The sequence below is a fragment of the Vibrio sp. 1641 genome (genome assembly GCF_033339995.1).
GTDB classification, from domain to species: Bacteria; Pseudomonadota; Gammaproteobacteria; order Enterobacterales; family Vibrionaceae; genus Vibrio; species Vibrio alginolyticus.
Genome location: NZ_JAWOVP010000002.1, coordinates 60741 through 83444, shown reverse-complemented (window position 1 = coordinate 83444; position 22704 = coordinate 60741). Strand labels below are relative to the sequence as shown.

Genomic DNA, 22704 nt, shown 5'->3' with positions numbered 1-22704 from the left:
GAAAAAGGCCTGCATTGCTGCAGGCCTTTGTATGAGTGAATTAAGAGTTATTTACTGGAAACTCACTGCCGTTGGTAGGCGATCAAGCATCTTGTAGTAATCACCAGCTACAGCGCCAATATCACCACGCAAATACGCTTGAATCATATTGAGATCTTTCAGCCAAAGTTCTTTGTCAGCATCTGAAGACGCCATGTACCCTGCGTACACATTGTCGACCGCGAACATCATGTCTTCGGCGTGATCGTTGTAAATCAAAAGCATCGCATCAGTGTAAGCTTCGAACGCTTTCAGCTCATCGTGCGCTTTACCACCTTTGTAGCTCAATGTGCCCGAAGTTGCATCGATGACCAAATCACCCGAAGTCACATTCGCTGTCGTAAAGTTGATGAAAGACTGGCTGAACGACAGCACACCTGCCGCGATATCCGCATCAATGGTTCGCTTCATTGCGTTGACCATTGGCGCATCCAGCAGCAATACAGGATCGTGGAACGCTGGGACAATCGCTGTTCGGAATGGCCCCCAAGCGCTATCGATGCTCTCTGCAACCTTGTTTAGTGTTGCATGCTCATAGCTATCTAGGTACGTTTTTAGATCGTAACCTTTGGACGTCACCAGTTGATTTGCGTAGTCGTAAGCCAGCTTGTTTGCTTTTGTTGCCACAAACTTCTCGCCGTCGATAACAAACTCAACCTTGTCACCCGCGATAATACCGTAGCGGTCTTGTTGCTTCGTAAACGTATCAAACTGAGATTGACCACGAGTCTTCACTGTGTAGTCGTAAGACTTCATTTGGCGCACACCCATTCTCAAGATGACATCGCCAACACGTCCGCGACCTTCTGCGCCAATATCAAGGAACCTTGCAATACCACGAGGCATTGGTGGTAGGGACTCCATTTGCTCAGTGATGTGTAGGTTCACGGTAACACCTTTTAGATTGGTGTATTCCTTACCGTCTTTACCCACCAATTTAACTGGCGTATTTAACGCATCATTTGCCACGATGTTGCCCATGATGTCTTCGTATTCAGCTTGCACCCCAGGGATATCAAGCAGCGATGCAAAGCTCACCTCATCGGTAAAACGGTTCGAGAATCGACGTGCTAAGAAGTGGCTCGCAAGCGCTTTGTCTGGCCAGTTACCCAACACAGACACCGCATTTGACCAAGGGTAATCCGGGTCAAAGCTACCAATTGAGTTTAGGAAGCGTCCATTCGCAGTTTCCGCAACAGCTATATAGCCCTCATCTGAATCTTCGATAAAGCGTGCTGCCAAATCATCAAAACAGCTGGCTGTTGAAAGATCGTAATCAGCCGGAATTTGGTGTGAGTTGTTGTCTAACAGTTGACCAAAAGAAATCACTTTTTGGTTGCCTGCCGCATTTTCTATCACACATTGATGCTCTGGTGTGCGCAAGATATCAAGGAAGAACGCCGCGGATTTTTTCGCCCCATTCGCATAATCACAGAACCATGAGTTATCGGCTTTGCCTTCGCTACAGTATTGAGGGTTTGAAGCAAGGCGCAATAAGAAATCACCCGGCTTATCCGTTGACGAAGTGTAACCTAAATTGGTGTACAGGTTATCGATGCGCTCAAGATCTTCCATCTTGTCACGGATAGCGCTCATTTCCATGTAACGGCGCACTAAGTAACCAGGATAATCGGACGAGAATAATCCTGTGGTCCCATATAACTCCAAGTTGCGTCGATCATAGCTATCGAGATAGTTCTGCCACTCGTAAGAAACAATTTCTTCTAGGTTTGTACCTTCGTCAAAACGGTTACAGTCGCTGTTTAGAGAAACGTTCCCATCGGTACAGAAATCGTAAGACTTACGCTCAATTTCATTCACTTTATCTAGGTAGTAAAGTGCGCCATAACGAGTTTTCGCATTCAGTTCAGGATCATCAGACAACGCAGCGATATCGAATCGGCTAAAGTCACAGTTGTAGAGTGATTTGCCTTTCTCGTCCCCCGTTAGCGCCTTCACTTCAGAACACACCATCAGCGATGTGTTGTCTGGATTGTTGCCAAACTTGTATGCAAAGCTTTGTTGGTAGGCTTGCTGATCAGCGAGGTAACGAGCATATGCCGCTTTGTCTTCATCGCTCGCACTGTCTGCCGGTTTCGCAACAGGTGCAGGAGCTGAACCTGAAGAATCTTGAATCGTCTCGACTTTACGGCCGTAGCCGAACTTAAACGCCGCAATGTCGTACAGACCCCAAGTTGGCGTTTCATCCAACATGCTTGGTGCGTAGTCCATTGTCGAACTGTAAGCAGGAATGTTGTTCAAGCCGAGTTGATGCGCTTGCTCTAGCGTGTAGTAGTTCGCTTTGTCATTTGAGCCTTTAAAGTTATGGCGCAGACCCATGTTATGACCAAGCTCGTGAACAAGCGTATTGCTGTAAGTCGCAACCGTAATCGCATCTGCGGCTTTCACTTGCAACTCTTTTGGCAGGTATTTCCAACGCTTAAGCTGACGCGATACTTCGTTACCTGCGTCATCAAGTTTGATCTCAAAGTAACGCTCGTCATCCAACTTCAAGTTGTCCAACATGGCCTTGTTGGTTGAAGAAACCCACGACGCTTCGATTGGATAGACGTTGTTCTCTGCCCAGAAAGACAAACGGTTCTCTTCAGCTTCAACCACCTTTTCAAACTCCATGTCATCATTGACGTTTTTCATTAGCTGAGTTGGGCTCTTCGTCGCTGCTTTTCCAGAAACGATGTCTTCTTTTGAAACGAGCGGCGCATGAATGTTTTCATCCGATTTCAGGCTCGCCATCGCCGCCATTGTAGAAAGCGCTTCAATTCTATCCGCAACTTCTGTTTTCACAGATTCGCTGCTGGTTGGCAATGGATCTAAGCCATCTAAGTCCAGTTGATTACGATTATAGAAACGCGCCAAGTTATCCCAATAGAAAAGCACACCCGTTCTTGCAACGCCTGCGTATTGGTTCACGTGGCCTTTGATGATTTCCCCCGTCATCGGGTTAGAAACCGACGGGCCATAGCCAAGCAGACCGTTAGCTAAAGGCTCGTCAATCAGGTTAATCACGTTGTAACGCAGATCTCCTGGGTGAATACCAGCCGCTTTGGTTTTGTTCACAATCTCGATTTCAGGCTTGCCTGCATCCGCCCCAAATACATTCAGCGCTTGGTTCATCTTGTCGATCGATTGCAGCGTTGCATCCAAGAACAACTTGTTCTTCTCTTCAAAGAAATTGTCGCTCAAGTAATATTTGATAGAGCCTTGATCTGGGTTGAAACGATTGAGGTAAACCACATCACGGTCGTATTTATTCGTGACTGGGTTAAGCTTTTTCGTCGATGTGGTGAAGAAACCAATGTCGTTCTCATCACCCACTGGGTACAAGATCGGTTGGTAACCTTCGGTTGCCACTTCACTTTCGTGCACTAACGAGTAGTAGAAACGAGATTTAAACGCGCCATCCACAAGCGCTTCATCCAAGCTCGCTTTCGTTGCAAAGTTGATGTAGTCAGAAATATTATCTAAATCGATACGGAACGTGCGCTCTAGTTCGAAATTGAGAAGACCGTTTTTAGGGTCAAAGTCCCACGAGATCAATCGTGGTGCGCCAATTTCATCAATGCCCTCGGTAATGCCATACAGATCTTCCATATTGAATTCTGCAATTTCGAGATCTTCAGGGCGAGGAGTGAAGTGGGTTTTCTTCTTGTAGTTTAGGCTTGCGTCTTCGTTGGTTTCTTCTTTGTTGGTGCAATCACCATGCGCGTCTTCTTGACAGCGATACGCCGCAAAGTCACCCGGAATCGTCAGCACTTGCGCGAAGTTAACGCCGTCGTCGTCTGCGACAAATTTCTCTTCACCGCAGTAGTTATTAGCATCTTTGCTTAGATGCGCGTCTGGGTAGTTTTTATCGTAACTGCGAACTTCCAGACCTTCTTTGGTAAAACAAAGCTCAACGTAACGAGGTGAACCTTGTAAGAATGGGAATTGGTTAAGAGCAAAGCGTGGAGCGGCACCAGTCGTCGGAACGTAAAACCAACGACCGTCTTTAAGATCTTTTACTGCGACTTCTTTTGCATCTCTTTCGACATAGTCATACGCCTGATCATCTGCGCCACAGCCTGCAAGTGCGGCCGTTATTGCTGACACCAGAGTCAATTTTTTAAACATTATTTGGATATCCTTAATTGTTGTAGTTTTCCTAGAAGGAGTAAGTCACTGTCACGATGTAAGACGCTTTCTCTTGGTCCAACAAATCGATGTTGCCCAAGGTGCCTCGCTCTGCATCTTGATAGAAACCCGTTGATGATGCCGCGAGTAGCAATGACCAGCTTTCATCAAACTCGTATGTGCCGTACAACGCCCCCTCATACTGCCAACTGCTTCTGCGCGTACCTTGATAACTGATGCTGTTACCACCTAACGCCGTAATCCCCACTGCGAACGATTCCCACGACTTTTCCGCAACAGCAAACAACGAGTAAGTCCACTCAGTCAGCGAGCGTCCACCCATGGTTTTGTATTCGTGGAAATTTTTTCTCAGTCTTGGCGAAACCGAAAAATCGACGCTCCAAGCTGAAAAAGAGATCGGCACATCTAAACGAACCGCGGTGTGCAGTTCATCTTTACGAGATGTTTCTGAAGTTGGAATGGTGAGCTGACCCGCAACGCCGATTTTCCCTGTATCTCCAAAGCGATATAGGTTCGTGTATTGCAAGCCCAACACCGAATCTGTCGCGTAGGTGCCGACTTCATCTTCTAGGGCACGATAGCCCCCCGTAGAAAAATAGGCTTTTGTGTCGCTCGAAAAGGAATAAACGAGATCGCCTCCCCACGAGAAATTGCGGACAGAACGGTAGTCGTCTTTATCGTAAATGTTTGTATCGTAAGATAGGTAAACGGCCCCACTAAACTTACAAACAATACAGGACGTATCTCCTTCATTTTGTGTAGATTCAGGCGTGCTAGTGCTATCAATTACACTCGTTTCCACCGCGAATGATGGCGCTGAAAACAGCGTACCCAACAACATTGCAAGCGGCGTCATCATCCACTTTGTTGTGTGCTGCATGTTTTGAAACTTCCATGAGAATTAAGTTCATTTGAATAAACTTAAAGACAAACAGATTATTGGGATGAAATTCCATAAAAATTCAGATAATCAACCCCAATAAACCTATCAACCATAAAATTACTCTTATGGTTAAATCCTTATTTAACTTTTTAATACTATTTATCTGAGTATTGTTGCGTTCTACTTTGCTTAAAAACGTACTTTAAAATGACTTTTTATAAATAAAGCCATACACCACAACATTAAAGAAGCAGCAAAGCAACGTCATTAAAACAAAAGTTAAAAGACAATTATTATCAACAACTTAAAATCAACAAAAACAGTTAAAATGAATGAGTAAAAATGTATAAGTTAAAATACAATAAAAATACAAGAACATCATTCCGTTTAATTTTAGTCGTTATTGTATTGAGAGAGTTTAATTTTCAATTTCTAAAATTGGTGGGATACACATAAGAGAAATCATCAAAACCATCCGTTGTTAATAATGAATTTCGCATTTAAAACAAAAGATAGAAACAAGATCAAATTCATGTTTTCTAATATATCCATTCAACCTTTCACAAGTTTGAATAGAAAATCAAATCTTTAGTCAATCTAAAAACAAAAAAACATTCACCAAGTGAATACACAAAAGATAAATCAAAACTAAATAGCACATACGGTCAGCATATTTGTGAATTACTATTCATTAATTATTTTTTTATAAATTAAACGTTAATGTGACCAATTTCACACAATTGCGCTACATACAACATAAAGCAAACGAAATTTAAGTGTTTACTGACCCAAAACGTGTCGATAGAACAGAGTTTAAACATCGAGCTGAAACACGTATTTCCCACCAAAATTTATTATATATAGCAGTGAGTTATCTGTATCCAAGCGGTTAAAATGCGTACTGATGTGACTCATATTTGAGAGAGGAACACAAGAAGAGCAAAAGCACTAAAAGAGGATGATGCGACTTGAATAACCAGTGCTTCAAACCGCACTTATGAACTTATGCAGAGAAAGAAGGACTATCAGTTACTATTGAATGGTTTTATGACCACAGTTTTCGCAGATCAAATGACGTTCAAATTCATCCATAGAGGCAAGGAAGGCGCCGAATACTACACTTTTGAGAAAGCCAGCGATGAACTCTTTCTTTTTGCGATTTTTATCACCTTCAAAACCACTTTTTTTTCTAACTAACACCACGACATGATGCGTTTCTACCCCACATGTAGGGCACATGAGGACTTCTGTCTTGTTCGACATCTTAGACTCCTTGATGAATTATCCCTTTCTGCTGGCATGATTCTCTTACGCCTGTAAAGCGAGTCATCATGCCATCACTATCGATTCTTACTCTTCTTCGTTGAGACGACGAATCAACTTAGCTGGCGTGCCTCCGTATAGACAATCTGGCGGCACATCATGGTTGACTACCGAGTTCGCCGCAATAACCGAACGAGCGCCAACTGTTACACCTTGGTTAATGACGGAGTTACCGCCAATCCACACATCATCTTCAATCGTGATGGGTTTACAAAACGTTTCCCAACGTCGGCGACTGCGGTAATCAACAGAATGAGAAGCGGTATAAAATTGCACGCTCGGTCCAATGAGCACGTGGTTCCCGATGGTAATTTTGGCACCATCGAGCATGACCACGTTCATGTTGATAAAGGTTTCTTCACCTATTTCGATGGTCTTACCAAATTCACAATGAAAAGGGGACTGGACAATACAACGGCCTACCTTGCCAAATAGCTGCTTTTGCAATTCGTCGCGCTGACTTTCGTCGGTGTTATTATTAAGTGCTCTAAGTGCTTGAAGAGCATGGCTTCTAATGGCGTCAATTTCTTTGTCCATGCCATCAAAGACCTGGCCAGACATCATTTTTTCTAGTTCTGTCACTGGAAGACTCCTACAACCTGCAATTACTGCTTTCAGATTCTTCACAAGGTACGTGAACTGCGAAATAAAAAAAGAGAAAAGCCCGGACTTTTCTCTTTCCTGTTTTTATATTTTGTGGAGTCTGTCAACTTACACAATTTCCCAACTGTGGGTCATCTCAACACCTTCGCCTAGCATTAAGCAAACCGAGCAGTATTTTTCTAGCGAGTCAGCCGCCACTTTTGCTACGACTTCTGGGTCAAGCTCGTCACCTGACACTTCAAAGTGGATATTCACTTGCGTAAAGATACGCGGTGCGGTTTCACGACGCTCTGTGGTTAGCTTGGCATTAACTGACGAAACCTTTTGGCCTGCTGTTTTCAAACCATCAACAACATCGACAGAGCTACAGCCACCAGCAGCCATTAGTACCATTTCCATTGGGCTTGGTGCGGTTGCACCACCATTGCCATCCATCACTACGGAGTGGCCCGACTGAGATTGCCCAAGGAATTTAAAATCTTCTATCCATTTAACTTCAGCTTGCATGATTTACCTCATTTAGCATCGCTTATTCAAGGCATCGTTGCCCTTACTAGCGGTGTGTTTCTTGTCGATACTTTAGCTCTATCGCATAAAAGGGCAACGGAATTTTCAACATTACTGTAATTTTTTCGCTCGGTTACCTTTCTCTATACGTAACACTTTTTATTTAAGTAACACTTTCTACAAAAATAACGATGAGGTAGCTATGAAGAATATGTCTAAGTTATTGGCCGGTTTCTCCTTCGCACTTCCAGTCTTGTTTCTACTATTGAGTAAAACAGGTACCGCCGATACGATGGATAAGCTGAAGGCTTCAGAGAATACAAGAATCGCAACGCTAGCTGGCGGTTGTTTCTGGTGTACAGAATCGGATTTAGAGCAACTGCCCGGCGTAATCGATGTTGTATCAGGTTATTCAGGTGGTCATATTGAAAACCCGACTTACCGCCAAGTCTCTTCTGGTAAATCTGGTCATATTGAAGTGATTGAGGTGAAGTACGATCCTGCTGTCGTGAACTACGAGCAAGTGCTGGACTACTTCTTCCGTCATATCGACCCTACCGACGATAAAGGTTCATTTGTTGACCGTGGTCCTCAATACCGTCCAGCGATCTTCTACCATAATGCGGAGCAAAAGCAGATTGCTAAGCAGTTTATGATGGAAATCGACAAGGCGATGATCTATCCAAAACCGTTGAAAACAGAGCTGATCGAGTTTGAAAAGTTTTACCCTGCGGAGTCGTACCATCAGGATTACTACAAGAAGAGTAGCTTGAAGTACAAATACTACCGCTACGCATCAGGTCGCGATAAATATCTCGACGAAGTATTTGGTGAAGATCGAAAAGAAAGTCCTAAAACACTTCGACAGTTGATTGAAGAAAAAAAGCTGCTTTCGAAAGTGAAAGCGTACAGTAAACCTGCTCAGTCTGAAATCAAATCAAACTTAACAGAGCTACAGTATTACGTGACGCAAGAAGAAGGCACGGAGCGTCCGTTTGATAATGAATACTGGGACAACAAAGAAGCGGGAATTTATGTGGATATTGTGACCGGTGAACCGCTATTTTCTTCTACTGATAAATACAAATCTGGCACAGGTTGGCCAAGCTTTACTCGACCAATTAACCCGGGTTACATCGTGGAGAAAACCGATTATAAACTGCTCTACCCTAGAACGGAGATCCGCAGTAAGTTTGGTGATTCACACCTAGGTCATGTGTTTAAAGATGGTCCGAAGCCGACGGGATTACGCTATTGTATGAACTCTGCTGCGATGAAATTTGTACCTGTGAACAAGATGGCGAGTTTAGGCTACGGCGATTACCTGTACCTATTTGATAAGTAGTTTTAACCAAATTAGGAGTGAACATTCAGCGCGATGAAAGGTTTTAAATCCAACCTTCCCATGAAAGTCTGTCCGGTCTGTCAGCGCCCATTTTCTTGGAGAAAGAAGTGGGCGCGAAATTGGGAGGAAATCGTTTATTGTTCTGAGCGTTGCCGAAGAAATAAATCAACGAAAACGTAGGTCACTCCGACCCTCTCTGGAGTATGTTATTTCATTTGTATTAACGTTTGTACGCGTTTTCTTACCAAGGTAATAACGTCCCATCATAAGCCCAAAACGCCCCGCTATCTTGCGGGGTTGCTTTTTCTATCAAGCCTAATAAATCCTTAGCAACTCGCTCTGGCGTGAACAACTTTCCCTCTGGGACATTGGTTTGAAAAGGTGCCGACAAAGCGGTATCTGTGGTGCCAGGGTGAAGTGAAAGCACCGTGCCATGTTTGACCACTCTTTGCCATTCGATCGACATGGTTTTTAGGAACATGTTTAATGCGGCTTTCGATGCTCGATAGCTGTACCAACCACCTAACTGATTATCGCTAATGCTGCCAACTTTGGCCGAAATGGTCGCAAACTTGGGTGCAGTACTGCGCTTTAGCTTGGGCGTGAAGTATTTCGCCAACAGCAAACTTGGCAAAGTATTAACCGTGATGGTTTGCTGAAAGAAGTCTGCGTCGAGCGAGCTAAGATTCTTCTCAGGACCTTTCTCTTGGGTGTGCAACATACCAACACAGTTCACCAACCAATCGACGTGTTCAATCTGCTCACTGAACGCTTTTACCTGCTCGTCTTGCGATACATCCACTTGATGCCAAACGACATTTGGGTGTTGCCAATCTGGTTGCTGCTTACGATAAGTGGCATGCACGCGAGCTTGAGGAAACCGAGCTGCGGCTTCTCTCACCATCGCCAAACCAATTCCACCATTGCCACCGACGATGAGTATTTCCATCACAAGTTCTCCACGTTTTCTATGTAGTGCTCTGCGGTATCAAGAATCGCTTGGCGTTGTTGTTCTTCCATGTTGTCCCAAGAGCGGAAAATCATCCCGATTCGTGGATTGGCTGCGAGGCGCTTGTCGTGTTTGTTCATAAAGCGCCAATAAAGGCTGTTAAACGGACACGATCCTTCCCCACTCCTCGCCTTATTGTCGTAATAGCAACCCTTACAGTAGTCGCTCATTTTGTTGATGTAAGAACCACTCGCCGCGTAAGGTTTGGTGCCAACAATGCCGCCATCCGCAAACAATGCCATGCCACGTGTGTTCGGCATTTCGACCCATTCAATCGCATCAACATAGATACCGAGATACCACTCATCCACTTGATCTGGGTCGATCTCGGTTAGCAAGCAAAAGTTACCAGTGACCATCAATCGTTGGATGTGGTGTGCGTAGGCGTAATCGAGGGACTGCCCAATCGCATTGCGCATACAAGCCATTTTAGTTTCACCATTCCAGAAGAAATCTGGCAGCTTTCTTTCTGCGCCCAATTCGTTGTTTTTCGGGTAATGAGGCATGTTCGCCCAATAGACCCCTCGAATGTACTCTCGCCATCCTAAGATTTGGCGAATAAACCCTTCAACTTGAGAAATGTCGATGTCCGCGTTGGAATGAAATGCCTTGAGTGAAGCATCAATGACTTCTCTCGGGTGCAGTAATTTGCTGTTAAGCGAGAATGAAATTCGGCTGTGATACAAGCTCCACTTAGCGTCGTGCTGGCCTGTCATGGCATCTTGAAAACGTCCGAATAACGGCAGACAGACTTGGCAGAAATGCGCGAGTAAAGAGAGGCTTTGCGCGCGATTAATCGGCCACAACAAGTCCCCTTCGAGATTTCCGATGGTTTTGATGTCATGTCGTGCCAGCCGCTCAATAATGCCGTGGATGTCAGTACTGAACATCAAAGGTTGTGGCAGTTGTTCAATGTCTTTGGCTTTGAGCTTGTTACGATTATTGGCATCGTAATTCCATTTTCCGCCGACGGGCTTTCCGTCTTGCATCAAGATGTCGAAGCGCTTGCGCATACGGCGGTAAAAGTGCTCCATCATGATGTGTTTACCTTGAGGAAACTGCGATTCTATTTCCTCAAACGGCAACAAAAAATGTTCCGAGTCGACACAACGCGTCACGACCCCATCAAGCTTTAGTTTGGCTAACTGCTCCAGAAGACGGTATTCATCCGGGCGTTGATATTCAAACTTACTTGCACCAACTTCACTCGCGTAGTGTTGCAAGACTTGCTCAAGATCGTCGAAGGATTGTGTGTCATCCAACGTGAGGTGCAGAACTTGGTGACCTTCACTCTGACGCTCTTTCGCAAACTGTTCCATTGCGGAAAAGAACGCACACACTTTCTGAATATGATGCGTGACGTAAGTATTCTCTTGCTTGAGCTCCGCAATCAGGTAAAGCACTTGCTCATCCGGTTGCTGAAACCAAGAGTGCTCACTGTTAAGTTGATCGCCCAAGATCAATCGTACGGTTTCAAATTGCATTACGGTTTCTCCGATGACGAAGCTTTGTCACTGCTACCCATCACAATCGGCCAATCGACCATGTCTACACTATCCAAATGCGCGCCAGGACAACGACCTTGCCACCTATCGATGAACTCCATGTGCGGGTCGTACATTTCGGTTTGCTTTTCGAGGTTGAATTGTCGTGAACCACGCGGATCAGCACCAACGCCTGCTAAGTATTGCCAATTTCCCCAGTTTGATGCCACATCGTAATCGACCAGTTGTGACTCAAAGTACGCCGCGCCATAACGCCAATCGAGGCCAAGCTCATGCACCAAACAACTGGCAACTAACTGTCTGCCACGATTCGACATATAACCCGTTTCATTAAGTTGGTGCATACACGCATTGACGATAGGAAATGGCGTTTCACCTTTCTTCCATTGTTGAAAACGGTGCGCGTAAAAGCTGGTGAGTGGTGCTCGATTTTGGATGCCACCGAATCGGAAGAGCTGTCGCTTGTGTCGACGGGCATACCAATAAAAGTATTCACGCCAAAGCAGTTCGAAGTAAATCCAGTAGGTTGAATCATTTGCACCATTCTCCGCTTCATAACGTTTCAACATGGCATAAATAGTTTTCGGAGAAACGCACCCATGAGCTAACCAAGGAGAGAACTTGGTGGAGTAATCCATGCCATCTAAACCGTTGCGTGTTTGTTTGTATTCACTGGCTAGTGTGGAAGCAAAATACTGGCGACAATGTTCAAGCCCGCGGCTTTCTCCACCATGAAACGCAGCTTTTGCGTCAAAGTAATATGCAGTAACGGAAGGAAGATTCACACCTAAAGGAATTGGAGGTAACGAACGGATACTCTCGTGGGGCCGAGAGATGTCTAAACCTTCAACTTGCTTTCTAAACTGCGTGAAAGTGGTAGGCAGATTGCTCAAGTCAAATGGCAGTTGTTCTTCCCTTAACAGGGTCCGGATTGCTTGCTGTTTTATTTTTACATGAGAAGCGCCTTCAGCTACGCGATCTAACGCTTGTTGCTCATCCGAACCGGGAAAGGCGTCAGCATATATATGTGTGACGCCGAAGCGATTAACAGCATACTTGATTGCTTGATCGGGCGTTAGTTCAACCGCCCATAATCGCTGACCAAGGTGATTCAAAGATTGATTGAGTTCACTAAGCGATGAGTCGAGAAACTGCAATTTCGCGCGCCCGAAAGAGGCTTCCTGCGCAAAGTGATGCAAGTAAGGCGTCATTGAAGGGTAGCAATACAAGCAAATTAACTCGTCCATTTCTACACTGGCGCTTTTCAACAGTGGGTTGTCGTGCAATCGCAAGTCGTTCGTGAACCAATAAAGTCCTATTTTCTTTTTCAATTCGCACCCTCAGATGTTAATTCTTCGTCTACGAGTTCTTTTCACGGAGACCCTGACGTTAAGCCTTTTGATTTACTTGCTTTTATACGAAAACGAGAGTTTGACGATCATTAGGTTACTAACGTTTACACAGAATCCATTTGCTGGATATCTCAAAACACGCAATACCACCAAATGCCTGTACATGTTTCATACTGATATTTTATAAAATTCGAATCCAACGGTATTGATCACGATCTTAATCACTCATTTTCTATATAAACCATGCAAAAGTGATAAAAATTAAAGCGACATTAGTTAATATCCGTTAATCTAAGCCCAATCCCATTTTGCTAGTACCATCGCAGAAATGACCGACGAGTTTAAGAAATCAACCGCTAATTTAAAAAAAGCGGTCCCACTGATGATCAAAAACCATGTTGCTGCCACGCCAGCCAACTACGCGCTTTGGTATACCTACGTTGACAAGACCATTCCAGAACTCAACTTTGAGTTAGACATGGTGTTAGAAAACTACGGTATTTGCCCGCCAGCAACCAATAAACAGCTTTACAACAACTATGTGGCCAGCAAAGCAGAAACCAGCCTTGAAGATCTTAGAACCAATGTAGAAGTTCTGCTACACGAAGTATCCAGTTCAATGAGCGATACGATTTCAGATACTTCCTCCTTTTCTGAGATGGTAGACAAAAGCTTTAATAAACTGGAAAAAGTTGAGGACAATAGCCTAAGCATTGAAGAAGTGATGGTAGTGATTCGTCAACTTGTCGCAGAGTCACACGAAATTCGTCACTCAACAAAGTTTTTGAATAGCCAATTGACTAACGCGAGTGAAGAAATTTCTCGCCTCAAAAACCAACTGGCTGAAGTACAGCAAGATGCGTTGTTCGATGGTTTGTCAAACCTATACAACCGCCGAGCATTTGACAAAGATCTCTCTTCACTTATTGCATCAAATCAGGCAATGACCTTGATCATGCTTGATATCGATCATTTCAAATCATTTAACGACAATTACGGGCACCTTTTTGGCGATACAGTATTAAAAGCCATTGCCCGCCGGCTACAACAAAGTTGTCGAGATGGGATATGTGCGTACCGTTTTGGTGGTGAAGAATTCGCGTTAATTGTACCTAACAAATCTCTGCGAATTGCTCGCCAATATGCAGACACACTACGCCGGATGATAGAAAAACTGCGTATCAGAGATAAGCGCTCAGGCACACAAGTTCACAGCATTACCGCTTCTTTTGGGGTAGCAGAATTTGAGCCGGGTGATACGCCTGAAGCCTTAATCAATAAAGCCGATAAACAGCTTTATGAAGCAAAACAACTCGGTCGTAACCGCGTGATGCCAATTTAAATAAACTGACTAAGCGAAAACGACTTTTACGATGAAAAAGAAAACCCCGCGCTGTAAAGTGCGGGGGTTTTGTATCCAATCATGAGTATCTTAATCGACGCTGTAACAGTAACTTAGAATGTAGTCGTCACCATTTTTTGCGGTATATTCTTTATCTTCACTGCATGCCATCGGCTTACCTTTTTTGTCGCCTTTGATTAGACTTATCCAATGGCGCATCGCGGTTGGTGCATTGCCAGTTAGTTCAGGATGAAACGTCGTGCGAGTTTCTAATTGAATATCGTCAATGTCCACTAATTCCACGCAACCAGTGCCTTTGTGACAGCCAAACAGCACTTCTACATGATTGCCCGAATCATCTTTAAACAAAATCGACTTTGGATCTTCCTTTCCACCAGTGTACGCCACAAAATGTTTCGGGCTTTTCAGGCCGCTGTGTGTACCGTCTTTGAAATAAGCCAAAACATGGCGGTAATCAATCACGTAACTTGATACATCTTGGTGCGACCCGTTCTCCAATGGGAACATGCGGTCAAGGAGTTGCTTCGCTTTTACTTGTTTCTCACTCTGCTGCTCAGCACTTACCGCTTCGACGGCAAATACGGCTTCAGCGATAAATGGGCGTTGTTGTTGTTGCATCTCTTTTTTATCGAAGTTCAGCATATTCATCGTCATATCCTCGCACTTAAAAACTCGTCCTAGAGTAAAAACTTAAATCCTTTATTTAAGTTTCAGGCAATTCTGTGAAGTGGATGGTTAATTTCCTTGCCTGCTCATTATGTAGACTAGCGAAATATTGACTACAATTTCACAACAAAAATTTTACAATGTGAATTTTACAAAATGTCTGTGTCAAAAAGCCTTATTCGTCAGTCTCATTTTCTTGGTACGAAAATTCGTAACCTAAGAAAAAACAACCATTTAACGATGGAAGATTTGTCTGCCCGTTGTGTAAGAATTAATCCAGAGTACGCTCCTTCGGTTTCTTACCTTTCGATGATTGAGCGCGGCAAACGCGTACCGAGTATCGATATGCTCGAAGTGATCGCGGAAGTTTTTCAAAAAGATCCGGCGTGGTTTTTAGATGATGAACCCGAATTAGAAGCCATCACACCCAACAAAGGAAATCGTGGCGGGATTAGTGGCATGGCGTTGGAGCCGAGCTTCCTGTTTTCCAATGATATTCTTCAAATCGCGATACCAGAAATGCTCTCCCAAACAGGTATCACGGGGCGTCAATTCGCCCACTTACTGATCCGCGCACACCAAGAAAACCATCAAAACCATTTTCCTGATTTAGAGCGCGCCGCCGAAGAGGTCGGCTTGAAGCGGCTGAATCTATCTGTAGAAGATCTCGTAGACATTGCAAAGAGTATGGGATTGGATATCCGCTGGGTAGATCGAGCGCCACAAGATGTGATTGATGAACTGGGCGTCAGCGCCAAACAGTTGATTACGTCTTTCATGGAGCCACCTGGGACTATTTATCTCAATAAACGAATGCGTGACTATCCAACCCGATTGAAGTATGACTTGGCGGTATATATCGGCCATCGAGTGCTCCATAGCAGCGATGCAATGAATAACGTTTTATCTATCGGGCATCAAAACAATTGGGAGCAAATGGACAGCCCTGTGTCGAACTCTGAACTCAATTCGCAAGATATCCTGCAAGCTTGGCGTGATTTTGAGTCCAGCTTTTTTGCTGGTGCCTTGCTTTGCCCCAAAGTACCATTTCGTCAGTTGCTTGACCGTTCTGGTTACGAAATTGATGTTCACAAAAAGGCCGGCGTTTCTCCTTCCGTTGCAATGCGTCGCATGACGGTGGTCTCGCCTTACCCTCATTGGCACTATTTTGATGCCTATGGCCCCGGCAAGTTAAAAGCCGTGTATCGCGGAAATGGTATTCCATTGCCTTGGGGCAACATGCGCAAAGTGAACGACCCTTGCCAGCACTGGGCGGTATTCCGACGCCTTTCCCAGCCTTTGGATACCAGTTCAGCGCAAATTTCGATTTTAAATGTTGGCGACGAGCCACGTATCTACTGCTGCGAATCGGTCAACGTATTTGACCCTGCGGGGAATAATCGCGTGCTATGTGCCGGTATTGATCTTAACCCTGCCATTTCTGCACAAGGTGGCGATTCCGTTTCCATAGCGGAAGAACTTAAGTCCCTTTGTGTCGCTTCCGGCGGAAGTAGTGTTATTCCTCCCCACATCAAAAAAGACTTAACGACTATCGCTAAGATATTAAACATCAACTGGATAGAGCGCGGGATTCAAACCCAAGCAAGGTTAATCTGCTCCAGAGGGGCGGTTTGTCCAAGACAACCTAGTTGTTACAGCAAGTGCGGAGAAGCAGATGAGACGGGCAACGATGTGAATATCATCGGACTTTAGAAAGAAAAAACGCCAATCACAATAAACGTGATTGGCGGTATATACTTGTGAACAATTTGTATTCACTAACAACGTCAGTTGGCTAGGTGACCCTCGGCTTAATAAGGGTCACTCTAAGTAAAGCACGATGCGTGCCAACTTTAAAAAAGCCGTTTTTTAGTAGATCCAGATGCATATCGTTGCTTTATTAACCATTAATTTCGCAAACTGCATTTGCAAAATGCAACATTATGCAAATATGCCACTTAATGCACTGCTAATAACGACTCTCTCAGCAAAGTGTCTGTGAACATATGAAGTCACATATTCTTGCACCTCAATGATGATGAGATTTCGGACTCCCAACTTTACCATTCTTCTAACCCCTTATTGAAACTGGGTTCAGGCTCATCCGCCATGCTTTTGTTGATACATTCTCTCATCGGCTATTTTCATCATTTGCTCAGGAGATGACATTTGCGGGTCAAATATCGCGTACCCAATACTGGCTTTCAAATAGATAAGCGTTTCATCGTAAATGACGGGCGTCGAGCATAGCGCTAATCGAAGTTTTTGTAGAAGGGACTGAACATTTTCTTCCGTTCCTGGGTGATGAACTACAACTAAGAACTCATCACCGCCCATTCTGGCCACGATGTCTGATTTACGCAGAGAGCTTTTTACCCTTTCAGCCGTAGCGATTAAAACTTTGTCACCTGCGTCGTGACCATAGGTGTCGTTAATGTGTTTAAACCTATCTAGGTCAATATTAATTAAGGCGAAGCTATAACGCTTTTTATAACGTTTCGCTATTTCAAACTGCTGCTTGTAAAACTTCATAAAATAGCGACGGTTTGGTAAATGCGTGAGTTCATCGTGTAAAGCTCTGTCATCTGCAATGGTATACAGTCGATAAATGGCGAACAGCGCGAGGCTAAGTGCGAATATAATGGGATAGCCGATTACTCTAGCTAAATGCAACTGATGCCAAGAGATTTGGCGATCAGCTTTGCCTCCAGAGAAAACCACCATACTCCACCCACCATAAGGAAAATGAACCATCTCTTTTGCGTATGCCATGCCATTTAAACTTTGCGCGCCAAAGAAAGCATCACCAAATGAGCCACCGCTATCGTAACCACGGATCATTAAAGGGTAGCGATACGAGAAATCAATTACGCCGGTTTCTCTCATCAGAGCATCGAAATCAATCACCGCACTGATCACTCCCCAGTAGTCCTGATTCATTGGAGGATCAAGAAAAACAGGCACACGCACGATCAAACCTCGGCCACCTTGAATCAAAGTCACTGGCCCTGCGATGAAAATTTCTTGTACATCCTTGGCTTTTTGCACCTGTACCCACTGCTGTGGCACTGCGCGGTAATCAAGGCCGATTAGGCGCTCATTACCTTGGCGTGGAAATACATGACTAATTACATCATTTTTCGCGATACCGATGATTGTAATATGTTTACTTTTATTTAGGATTCGGTGAGCGGCGATACTCAATTCTTCTTCTTGATTTTTAGGAAGTAACGTAATGAGTGTCGCTAAAGTACTGGCTTTGTAGATATCCGCCATAAGTACCGCTTCCAAATTGGAACGGAGAATGGAAAGTTGTTCTTTGGCCTCAACTTGAACTCGCTCTTTGTGAAGCTCTTGCTGGTTTCGATTTAACAGCTCAATAACCCCAATACACAAAGCGAAAAAGGTGAGGAAGAACAATGCAAAATAGCATCGTTTTCTGGGTAAATAACGCATTTTCTCCCCACAACTCGTATACAACTACGAGATTTTTTATTTATTGTTAAAATTCTTATTATCACAAGAATAACCAATCATAATCAGAAAGGTAACAGTGATTGACAACTTTTATGTTTTAGGTGTGAGATGATGCATCAACAAGGCGATTTATTTGGCGGCGATCTATGGCAAGAAGTAGAAAGAGGAAAACTTTATTATGATCCTCAATTTCTTAACCATCTTGAGGCGGATAATTACTTTGACCAACTTCGAAAGACACTGCCATGGCACCAAGAACACATTACTATGTTCGGCAAGTCAGTACTTCAACCTCGCTTACAAGCGTGGCACGGTGATGCAGCATATACTTACTCAGGCTTAACCATGCAGCCTCACCCTTGGACTCCTGAGTTAACTCAGCTCAAAGTGCGTTGTGAATCAGTTGCTGATGTCACTTTTAATTCTGTTCTCGCTAACTTATATCGACACGGCCAAGACTCAATGGGCTGGCACCAAGATAATGAACCAGAGTTAGGGAGAAACCCTGTTATCGCATCTTTGAACTTAGGTGAAACACGTCGATTTTTGCTTAGAAATTTACATTGTAAAACTGAGATTGAATACGAGCTTTCTCATGGCTCCTTACTGATTATGGCTGGCGAGCTTCAGCATCACTGGAAGCACTGCGTACCAAAAACCGCGAAAACCAAAGATGAACGTATCAACCTGACTTTTAGGCAAATTTTCAACTATTGACTCAGCTTTTACATTCTCAATTAATATTGATGGTAGGTTTAGGTTCAGGACTTCATAGGGAATGGATTTATGCGTATTAAACCTCTTAGCTTAGCGGTCTTACTCTCTTGCTCACTTACCTTTGCTGCTCAGGCATCACAGGAAGACGTACCGCTTCTCGATAATACTCAATCAGCGCAGTTGATTCGTAGTACCTACGAACAAGAACTGTTCACTTTCCCGGCGTTTAAAGAGGGCCATTTTGGCTTACGCATGTACCGCCAAACATTAGATGAGAAATATCACGCTGCCATTTGGACCGACATGGCACAAGTAGCCAGCCGGTTAAACCAATTTGCTAATGAAGTTGTTGAACCAGAAGACATCATTCTCTATTCATCTCAAAGGCTGACCACGTATCAAGAGAAAGAAACCGAACGAGGGCAGCGACGCTATACCGTGACTAAACACCATCCTGAGTACCTTTATCTTGGTGTGGATTTGCTTGGCGCAATGGCAAGAGCAAACGAATATGGCCTAAAGCATAAACAAGACAAAACGCTGAGAAAAATTATTAGGCGCTACGATTTCTCGCGTTACGTTACGGACAAAGAGATGATAGAGGCATGGGCAGCTCAGCTTGCAAACCAAGTCTACTGGCTTCGTCAGCTAGGAGAGCAAGATGTGGTCGAGGAATTCACTCAAACCTTCCGTGACACCTACCCCGACGATAAAGATAAGATGCTTTCAGCTCAGCAGTATTGGAACAAACTCTATGGTATGACGCACATCATCTTTGCCGATTCACAGTATTATCAGGAGCGAGTAAGCGAGAAGAAACACCAATGGATTTATGATTACTTTCGCAACAATATCGACACTATCCTACTGCGCGCCAAAGAAGACGTGATTGCGGAAGTCGGCATTTCGTTTTTGTTAGCAGGCTTGGACCATGATCCGGTCGTAAAGAAAACTCGCCAAGCCATTCGTCATGCAATCAACGCAGAAAAAGGGATGATTCCGTCGGTCGACGGTAACTTTGATCTCAAGTACGGCGAACACCGTAACGTGCTAGCCATCATGCTGCTCGATTGGAAAGGGGTACATAAAGCGCCGACTTATCAAGAGCACCCAGAGGCTTTTAAATCGATACCTTACGGCTTAATGCCCAAGCCTTAGAATAACAAAACCCGCCATTTAGGCGGGTTTTGAGTGTGGATCTTCAATCTAAATTAGAGAGAGATAAAAATTCCCGCTAAGCAAGCACTCATCAGGTTAGCGAGTGTACCAGCAGCAACCGCTTTTAGGCCTAGACTTGCAACATCTTTGCGGCGCTCAGGTGCCATCACGCCGATAGAGCCCAACTGAATCGCAATTGAGCCAATGTTCGCAAAACCACACAACGCAAAAGTGATAATAATTTGAGTATGCTCAGACAGTGTCGCTTTGTGCTGCACAAAATCGATAAACGCAACAAACTCATTCATCACCACTTTCTGACCAATGTATGAACCCGCAGCTAGAATTTCGTGGCTTGGCACACCAATCAACCACGCTAGAGGTGCAAACAAATAACCAAAAATCGCTTGTAGCGTTACGCCAGAGAAACCAAGTATCTCACCCAAGTTTTCTAGCCCCGTGTTCACCATCGCGATAACACTCACGAAAGCGATAAGCATGGTACCAACAGCAACGGCAACTTTCATACCGCCCATGGCACCGCTTGCTAGCGCATCAATTACGTTGCTTTCTTCTGATTTATCTAGCTCAATATTGTTGTAATCGCTTGGCGTTTGACGCTCAGGAACGATGATTTTTGCCATCATCAAACTACCTGGTGCTGCCATAAAGCTTGCCGCGATCAAGTATTTGAGGTCGACCCCTAAACCAGCATAACCACCAAGCACACTGCCCGCCACTGAAGCCATACCACCAGCCATCACAGCAAACAGTTCAGAGCGAGTCATGTTAGAAAGAAATGGACGAATAAGAAGTGGTGACTCGCCTTGAGATAAGAAGATGTTCCCTGTTGCAACCAAAGACTCTGCTTTACTCGTACCCAAGAACTTCTGGATAGCGCCGCCAATAAATTGAATCACTTTTTGCATAATGCCCAAATAGTAAAGGGCGGAGATAAGAGCACTGAAGAAGATGATGATAGGAAGGACACGAATAGCGAAGATAAAGCCAGAAGAAGCGAGGTCACCAAAGAGGAATTTAATCCCTTCATCAGCAAAGCTGAGTAGCCCCGCGACACCATTACTTAAACTCGCCAGCGCCGCTTGACCCAACGGGAAATAGAGCACTAACGCAGCAAACCCCATTTGTAGCATCAAGGCGCGAGATACAGTTTTCCAATTAATGGAAGAACGACCCTCAGAAAGTAGGAAAGCACAACCTAGCAGTGCAACAATACCAAATAGACTAAATAGAACACTCATGAGCTGGACCTACTAAACGTTGAAAAAGAAAAAAGAGCCAAAGGAATTGGCAGAAGAAAGGGACAACGCAGCGAGCGATAACTCACTTTTAGATCCAGAATGTAGACAGAACGAATAGTTCGACATCTTATTTTTACCTTATACAAGCAATTGAACGTAGCTGGTCCGGTCCGTGGGGTCATTCACTGCTGGCGAGCATGTTGCTTGGCCTGCTCCATGTGACGGCTTGTATGGGTAAGGGTCCTGAACAACTAAACCCTAATTCCCGCTTAAACGGGACGCAAGTATAGCCAACAAAAAGAGATATTCATCACATTTATTTACGCAAACGTTCAAGCGTTCAAAATTTAGGCAAAAGCACTCTTTTGTCGTCATACTATTAATAAAAGTAAGGGCATAAGGATAGGCGTTGATGGTAAAAAACATAAAAGTGACCAATAAATATGCAATCAAACTCGAAAGAGCCAAAATTCGTCATTTTGCTCTCGCCAACAGGTGGATTTTGGTTATAATTCGCGTTGCTTCTTTCGAGGCCTCTGAGTATTCAGAGCATCATGATGCCGAGATGGTGAAATTGGTAGACACGCTAGCATGAGGTGCTAGTGCCTTTGGTGTGAGGGTTCGAGTCCCTCTCTCGGCACCATTATCCTTCTTCCCTAATTTTGTTCGAGTGTAATGCAAAGTTCTAAGCAGGCAAGACAGTCTACAGATGCTAATCAACTTCTGAGTGAGCTTGCGGTTCACGCTTTATTACACCTGCACTTTAAAATTCACGCGTCCTCGCATGGCCTCTCCCTTAAAGAACGTAATGACTTACTTCAGAAATGGCTGAAACCAAAACTGAAGAGTAATCGCTATAAGCTGATTAAAAAGCCGTTAAAGTCTTTGACTCAGCAGGCAAAAGGTGAGAACGGAAATCTGGAAGCATTACTCGAGCGCTGCGTCGGTGCAGACAAACCCAGCAACCCTCAACCCGATCTAGATAGCTACTTGCTGCTGATCAACGAGATTGAGAAGAAACTGGGGACTACCGTGTTATTATCTCGACCGGAAGACGTCGACTTATCTCACGACCAACACGGCTGTTTGCTGTGTGTGCTTTCTGAGAACTTAAATCAGCACTTCGATGATAATAACGCCCTAATAGCTCCTATTTCGATGCTGTTCCGCGGACCAATGAGTCAACGCTCACTTTTCCTTGGCAGCATTTACGCCAGTGGTACCTTCAATTATGAAGTGCAGTATCAAGACGACCAGTTCGTTCGCATCACGTTAGAGTTAGCCTAACTGTAACGCTAAGAAATAAACGAATCGAAAAAGGCCGCGAAACTCGCGGCCTTTTG

General features: G+C 44.3%; 19 protein-coding genes and 1 tRNA gene. 9 read left to right on the top strand and 11 right to left on the bottom strand.

The features are described 5' to 3' along the window. Positions 1–51: 51 nt before the first annotated feature. From R7Z47_RS04355 to R7Z47_RS04335, 5 genes are all read right to left on the bottom strand, one after another. Positions 52–4170 carry a M66 family metalloprotease gene (locus tag R7Z47_RS04355; protein ID WP_318129843.1) on the bottom strand — a complete coding sequence of 1373 codons (4119 nt, stop codon included), beginning with the start codon at positions 4168–4170 and terminating at the stop codon, positions 52–54. A 31-nt stretch (positions 4171–4201) separates the two neighbouring features. After that, entirely contained in the window at positions 4202–5071 is an 870-nt protein-coding gene (locus R7Z47_RS04350; RefSeq protein ID WP_005384146.1) for a hypothetical protein, read from the bottom strand. 1035 nt (positions 5072–6106) lie between these two features. Beyond that, positions 6107–6337 carry a hypothetical protein gene (locus R7Z47_RS04345; RefSeq protein WP_085569221.1) on the bottom strand — a complete coding sequence of 77 codons (231 nt, stop codon included), beginning with the start codon at positions 6335–6337 and terminating at the stop codon, positions 6107–6109. Positions 6338–6424: 87 nt separating this feature from the next. Further along, positions 6425–6979, bottom strand: coding sequence for a sugar O-acetyltransferase (locus R7Z47_RS04340; protein WP_031780875.1), 555 nt, complete (start codon positions 6977–6979; stop codon positions 6425–6427). 129 nt (positions 6980–7108) lie between these two features. Beyond that, on the bottom strand, positions 7109–7507 hold the full coding sequence (locus R7Z47_RS04335) for an OsmC family protein (RefSeq protein ID WP_005374132.1): 399 nt from the start codon (positions 7505–7507) through the stop codon (positions 7109–7111). A 202-nt stretch (positions 7508–7709) separates the two neighbouring features. On the opposite strand from R7Z47_RS04335, the gene msrB reads away from it, so the two are divergent. Together msrB and R7Z47_RS04325 are read left to right on the top strand one after the other, a co-directional pair. Then, positions 7710–8852 (top strand): peptide-methionine (R)-S-oxide reductase MsrB, encoded by a 1143-nt coding sequence (gene msrB / locus R7Z47_RS04330; RefSeq protein WP_005374134.1) that lies wholly within the window; start codon positions 7710–7712, stop codon positions 8850–8852. A gap of 33 nt (positions 8853–8885) precedes the next feature. Further along, positions 8886–9032 carry a DUF2256 domain-containing protein gene (locus R7Z47_RS04325; RefSeq protein WP_005374142.1) on the top strand — a complete coding sequence of 49 codons (147 nt, stop codon included), beginning with the start codon at positions 8886–8888 and terminating at the stop codon, positions 9030–9032. 61 nt (positions 9033–9093) lie between these two features. Here the strand turns inward: R7Z47_RS04325 and R7Z47_RS04320 are convergent, their stop codons facing one another. The 3 genes from R7Z47_RS04320 to R7Z47_RS04310 are packed head-to-tail and all read right to left on the bottom strand — an operon-like array spanning position 9094 to position 12697. Further along, positions 9094–9801 carry an SDR family oxidoreductase gene (locus R7Z47_RS04320; protein WP_017819732.1) on the bottom strand — a complete coding sequence of 236 codons (708 nt, stop codon included), beginning with the start codon at positions 9799–9801 and terminating at the stop codon, positions 9094–9096. Beyond that, positions 9801–11345, bottom strand: a complete 1545-nt coding sequence (locus R7Z47_RS04315) for a cryptochrome/photolyase family protein (protein ID WP_138939785.1) — start codon at positions 11343–11345, stop codon at positions 9801–9803. Before R7Z47_RS04315 ends, R7Z47_RS04320 begins: the two co-directional genes overlap by 1 nt. After that, positions 11345–12697: a DASH family cryptochrome gene (locus R7Z47_RS04310; protein WP_005384162.1), complete on the bottom strand. Its 1353-nt coding sequence runs from the start codon at positions 12695–12697 to the stop codon at positions 11345–11347. The genes R7Z47_RS04315 and R7Z47_RS04310 overlap by 1 nt, the downstream gene beginning before the upstream one ends. A gap of 349 nt (positions 12698–13046) precedes the next feature. On the opposite strand from R7Z47_RS04310, the gene R7Z47_RS04305 reads away from it, so the two are divergent. After that, entirely contained in the window at positions 13047–14060 is a 1014-nt protein-coding gene (locus tag R7Z47_RS04305; RefSeq protein WP_047102820.1) for a GGDEF domain-containing protein, read from the top strand. 90 nt (positions 14061–14150) lie between these two features. Here the strand turns inward: R7Z47_RS04305 and R7Z47_RS04300 are convergent, their stop codons facing one another. Beyond that, positions 14151–14729: a malate synthase gene (locus tag R7Z47_RS04300; protein WP_064354490.1), complete on the bottom strand. Its 579-nt coding sequence runs from the start codon at positions 14727–14729 to the stop codon at positions 14151–14153. Between the two features lie 174 nt (positions 14730–14903). Here R7Z47_RS04300 and R7Z47_RS04295 point away from each other — a divergent pair, with 174 nt between their 5' ends. Next, on the top strand, positions 14904–16460 hold the full coding sequence (locus R7Z47_RS04295) for a DUF3612 domain-containing protein (protein WP_154204162.1): 1557 nt from the start codon (positions 14904–14906) through the stop codon (positions 16458–16460). 387 nt (positions 16461–16847) lie between these two features. Here the strand turns inward: R7Z47_RS04295 and R7Z47_RS04290 are convergent, their stop codons facing one another. Continuing rightward, positions 16848–18203: a sensor domain-containing diguanylate cyclase gene (locus R7Z47_RS04290; RefSeq protein ID WP_258644750.1), complete on the bottom strand. Its 1356-nt coding sequence runs from the start codon at positions 18201–18203 to the stop codon at positions 16848–16850. A gap of 132 nt (positions 18204–18335) precedes the next feature. On the opposite strand from R7Z47_RS04290, the gene R7Z47_RS04285 reads away from it, so the two are divergent. Both R7Z47_RS04285 and R7Z47_RS04280 read left to right on the top strand, forming a co-directional pair. Continuing rightward, on the top strand, positions 18336–18941 hold the full coding sequence (locus tag R7Z47_RS04285) for an alpha-ketoglutarate-dependent dioxygenase AlkB family protein (protein WP_053349380.1): 606 nt from the start codon (positions 18336–18338) through the stop codon (positions 18939–18941). Positions 18942–19010: 69 nt separating this feature from the next. Then, entirely contained in the window at positions 19011–20099 is a 1089-nt protein-coding gene (locus R7Z47_RS04280) for a DUF3541 domain-containing protein (RefSeq protein WP_064369491.1), read from the top strand. 53 nt (positions 20100–20152) lie between these two features. Here R7Z47_RS04280 and R7Z47_RS04275 read toward each other — a convergent pair whose 3' ends face one another. Further along, positions 20153–21361 carry a NupC/NupG family nucleoside CNT transporter gene (locus R7Z47_RS04275; RefSeq protein WP_017635515.1) on the bottom strand — a complete coding sequence of 403 codons (1209 nt, stop codon included), beginning with the start codon at positions 21359–21361 and terminating at the stop codon, positions 20153–20155. A gap of 412 nt (positions 21362–21773) precedes the next feature. Here R7Z47_RS04275 and R7Z47_RS04270 point away from each other — a divergent pair, with 412 nt between their 5' ends. From R7Z47_RS04270 to R7Z47_RS04260, 3 genes are all read left to right on the top strand, one after another. Further along, entirely contained in the window at positions 21774–21956 is a 183-nt protein-coding gene (locus R7Z47_RS04270) for a hypothetical protein (protein WP_021035910.1), read from the top strand. Further along, positions 21921–22004 (top strand) — tRNA-Leu (locus tag R7Z47_RS04265). The genes R7Z47_RS04270 and R7Z47_RS04265 overlap by 36 nt, the downstream gene beginning before the upstream one ends. A gap of 32 nt (positions 22005–22036) precedes the next feature. Continuing rightward, a complete protein-coding gene (locus R7Z47_RS04260; RefSeq protein WP_005374167.1) occupies positions 22037–22648 on the top strand; it encodes a DUF2913 family protein in 612 nt (203 codons plus the stop codon). Positions 22649–22704 lie beyond the last annotated feature (56 nt).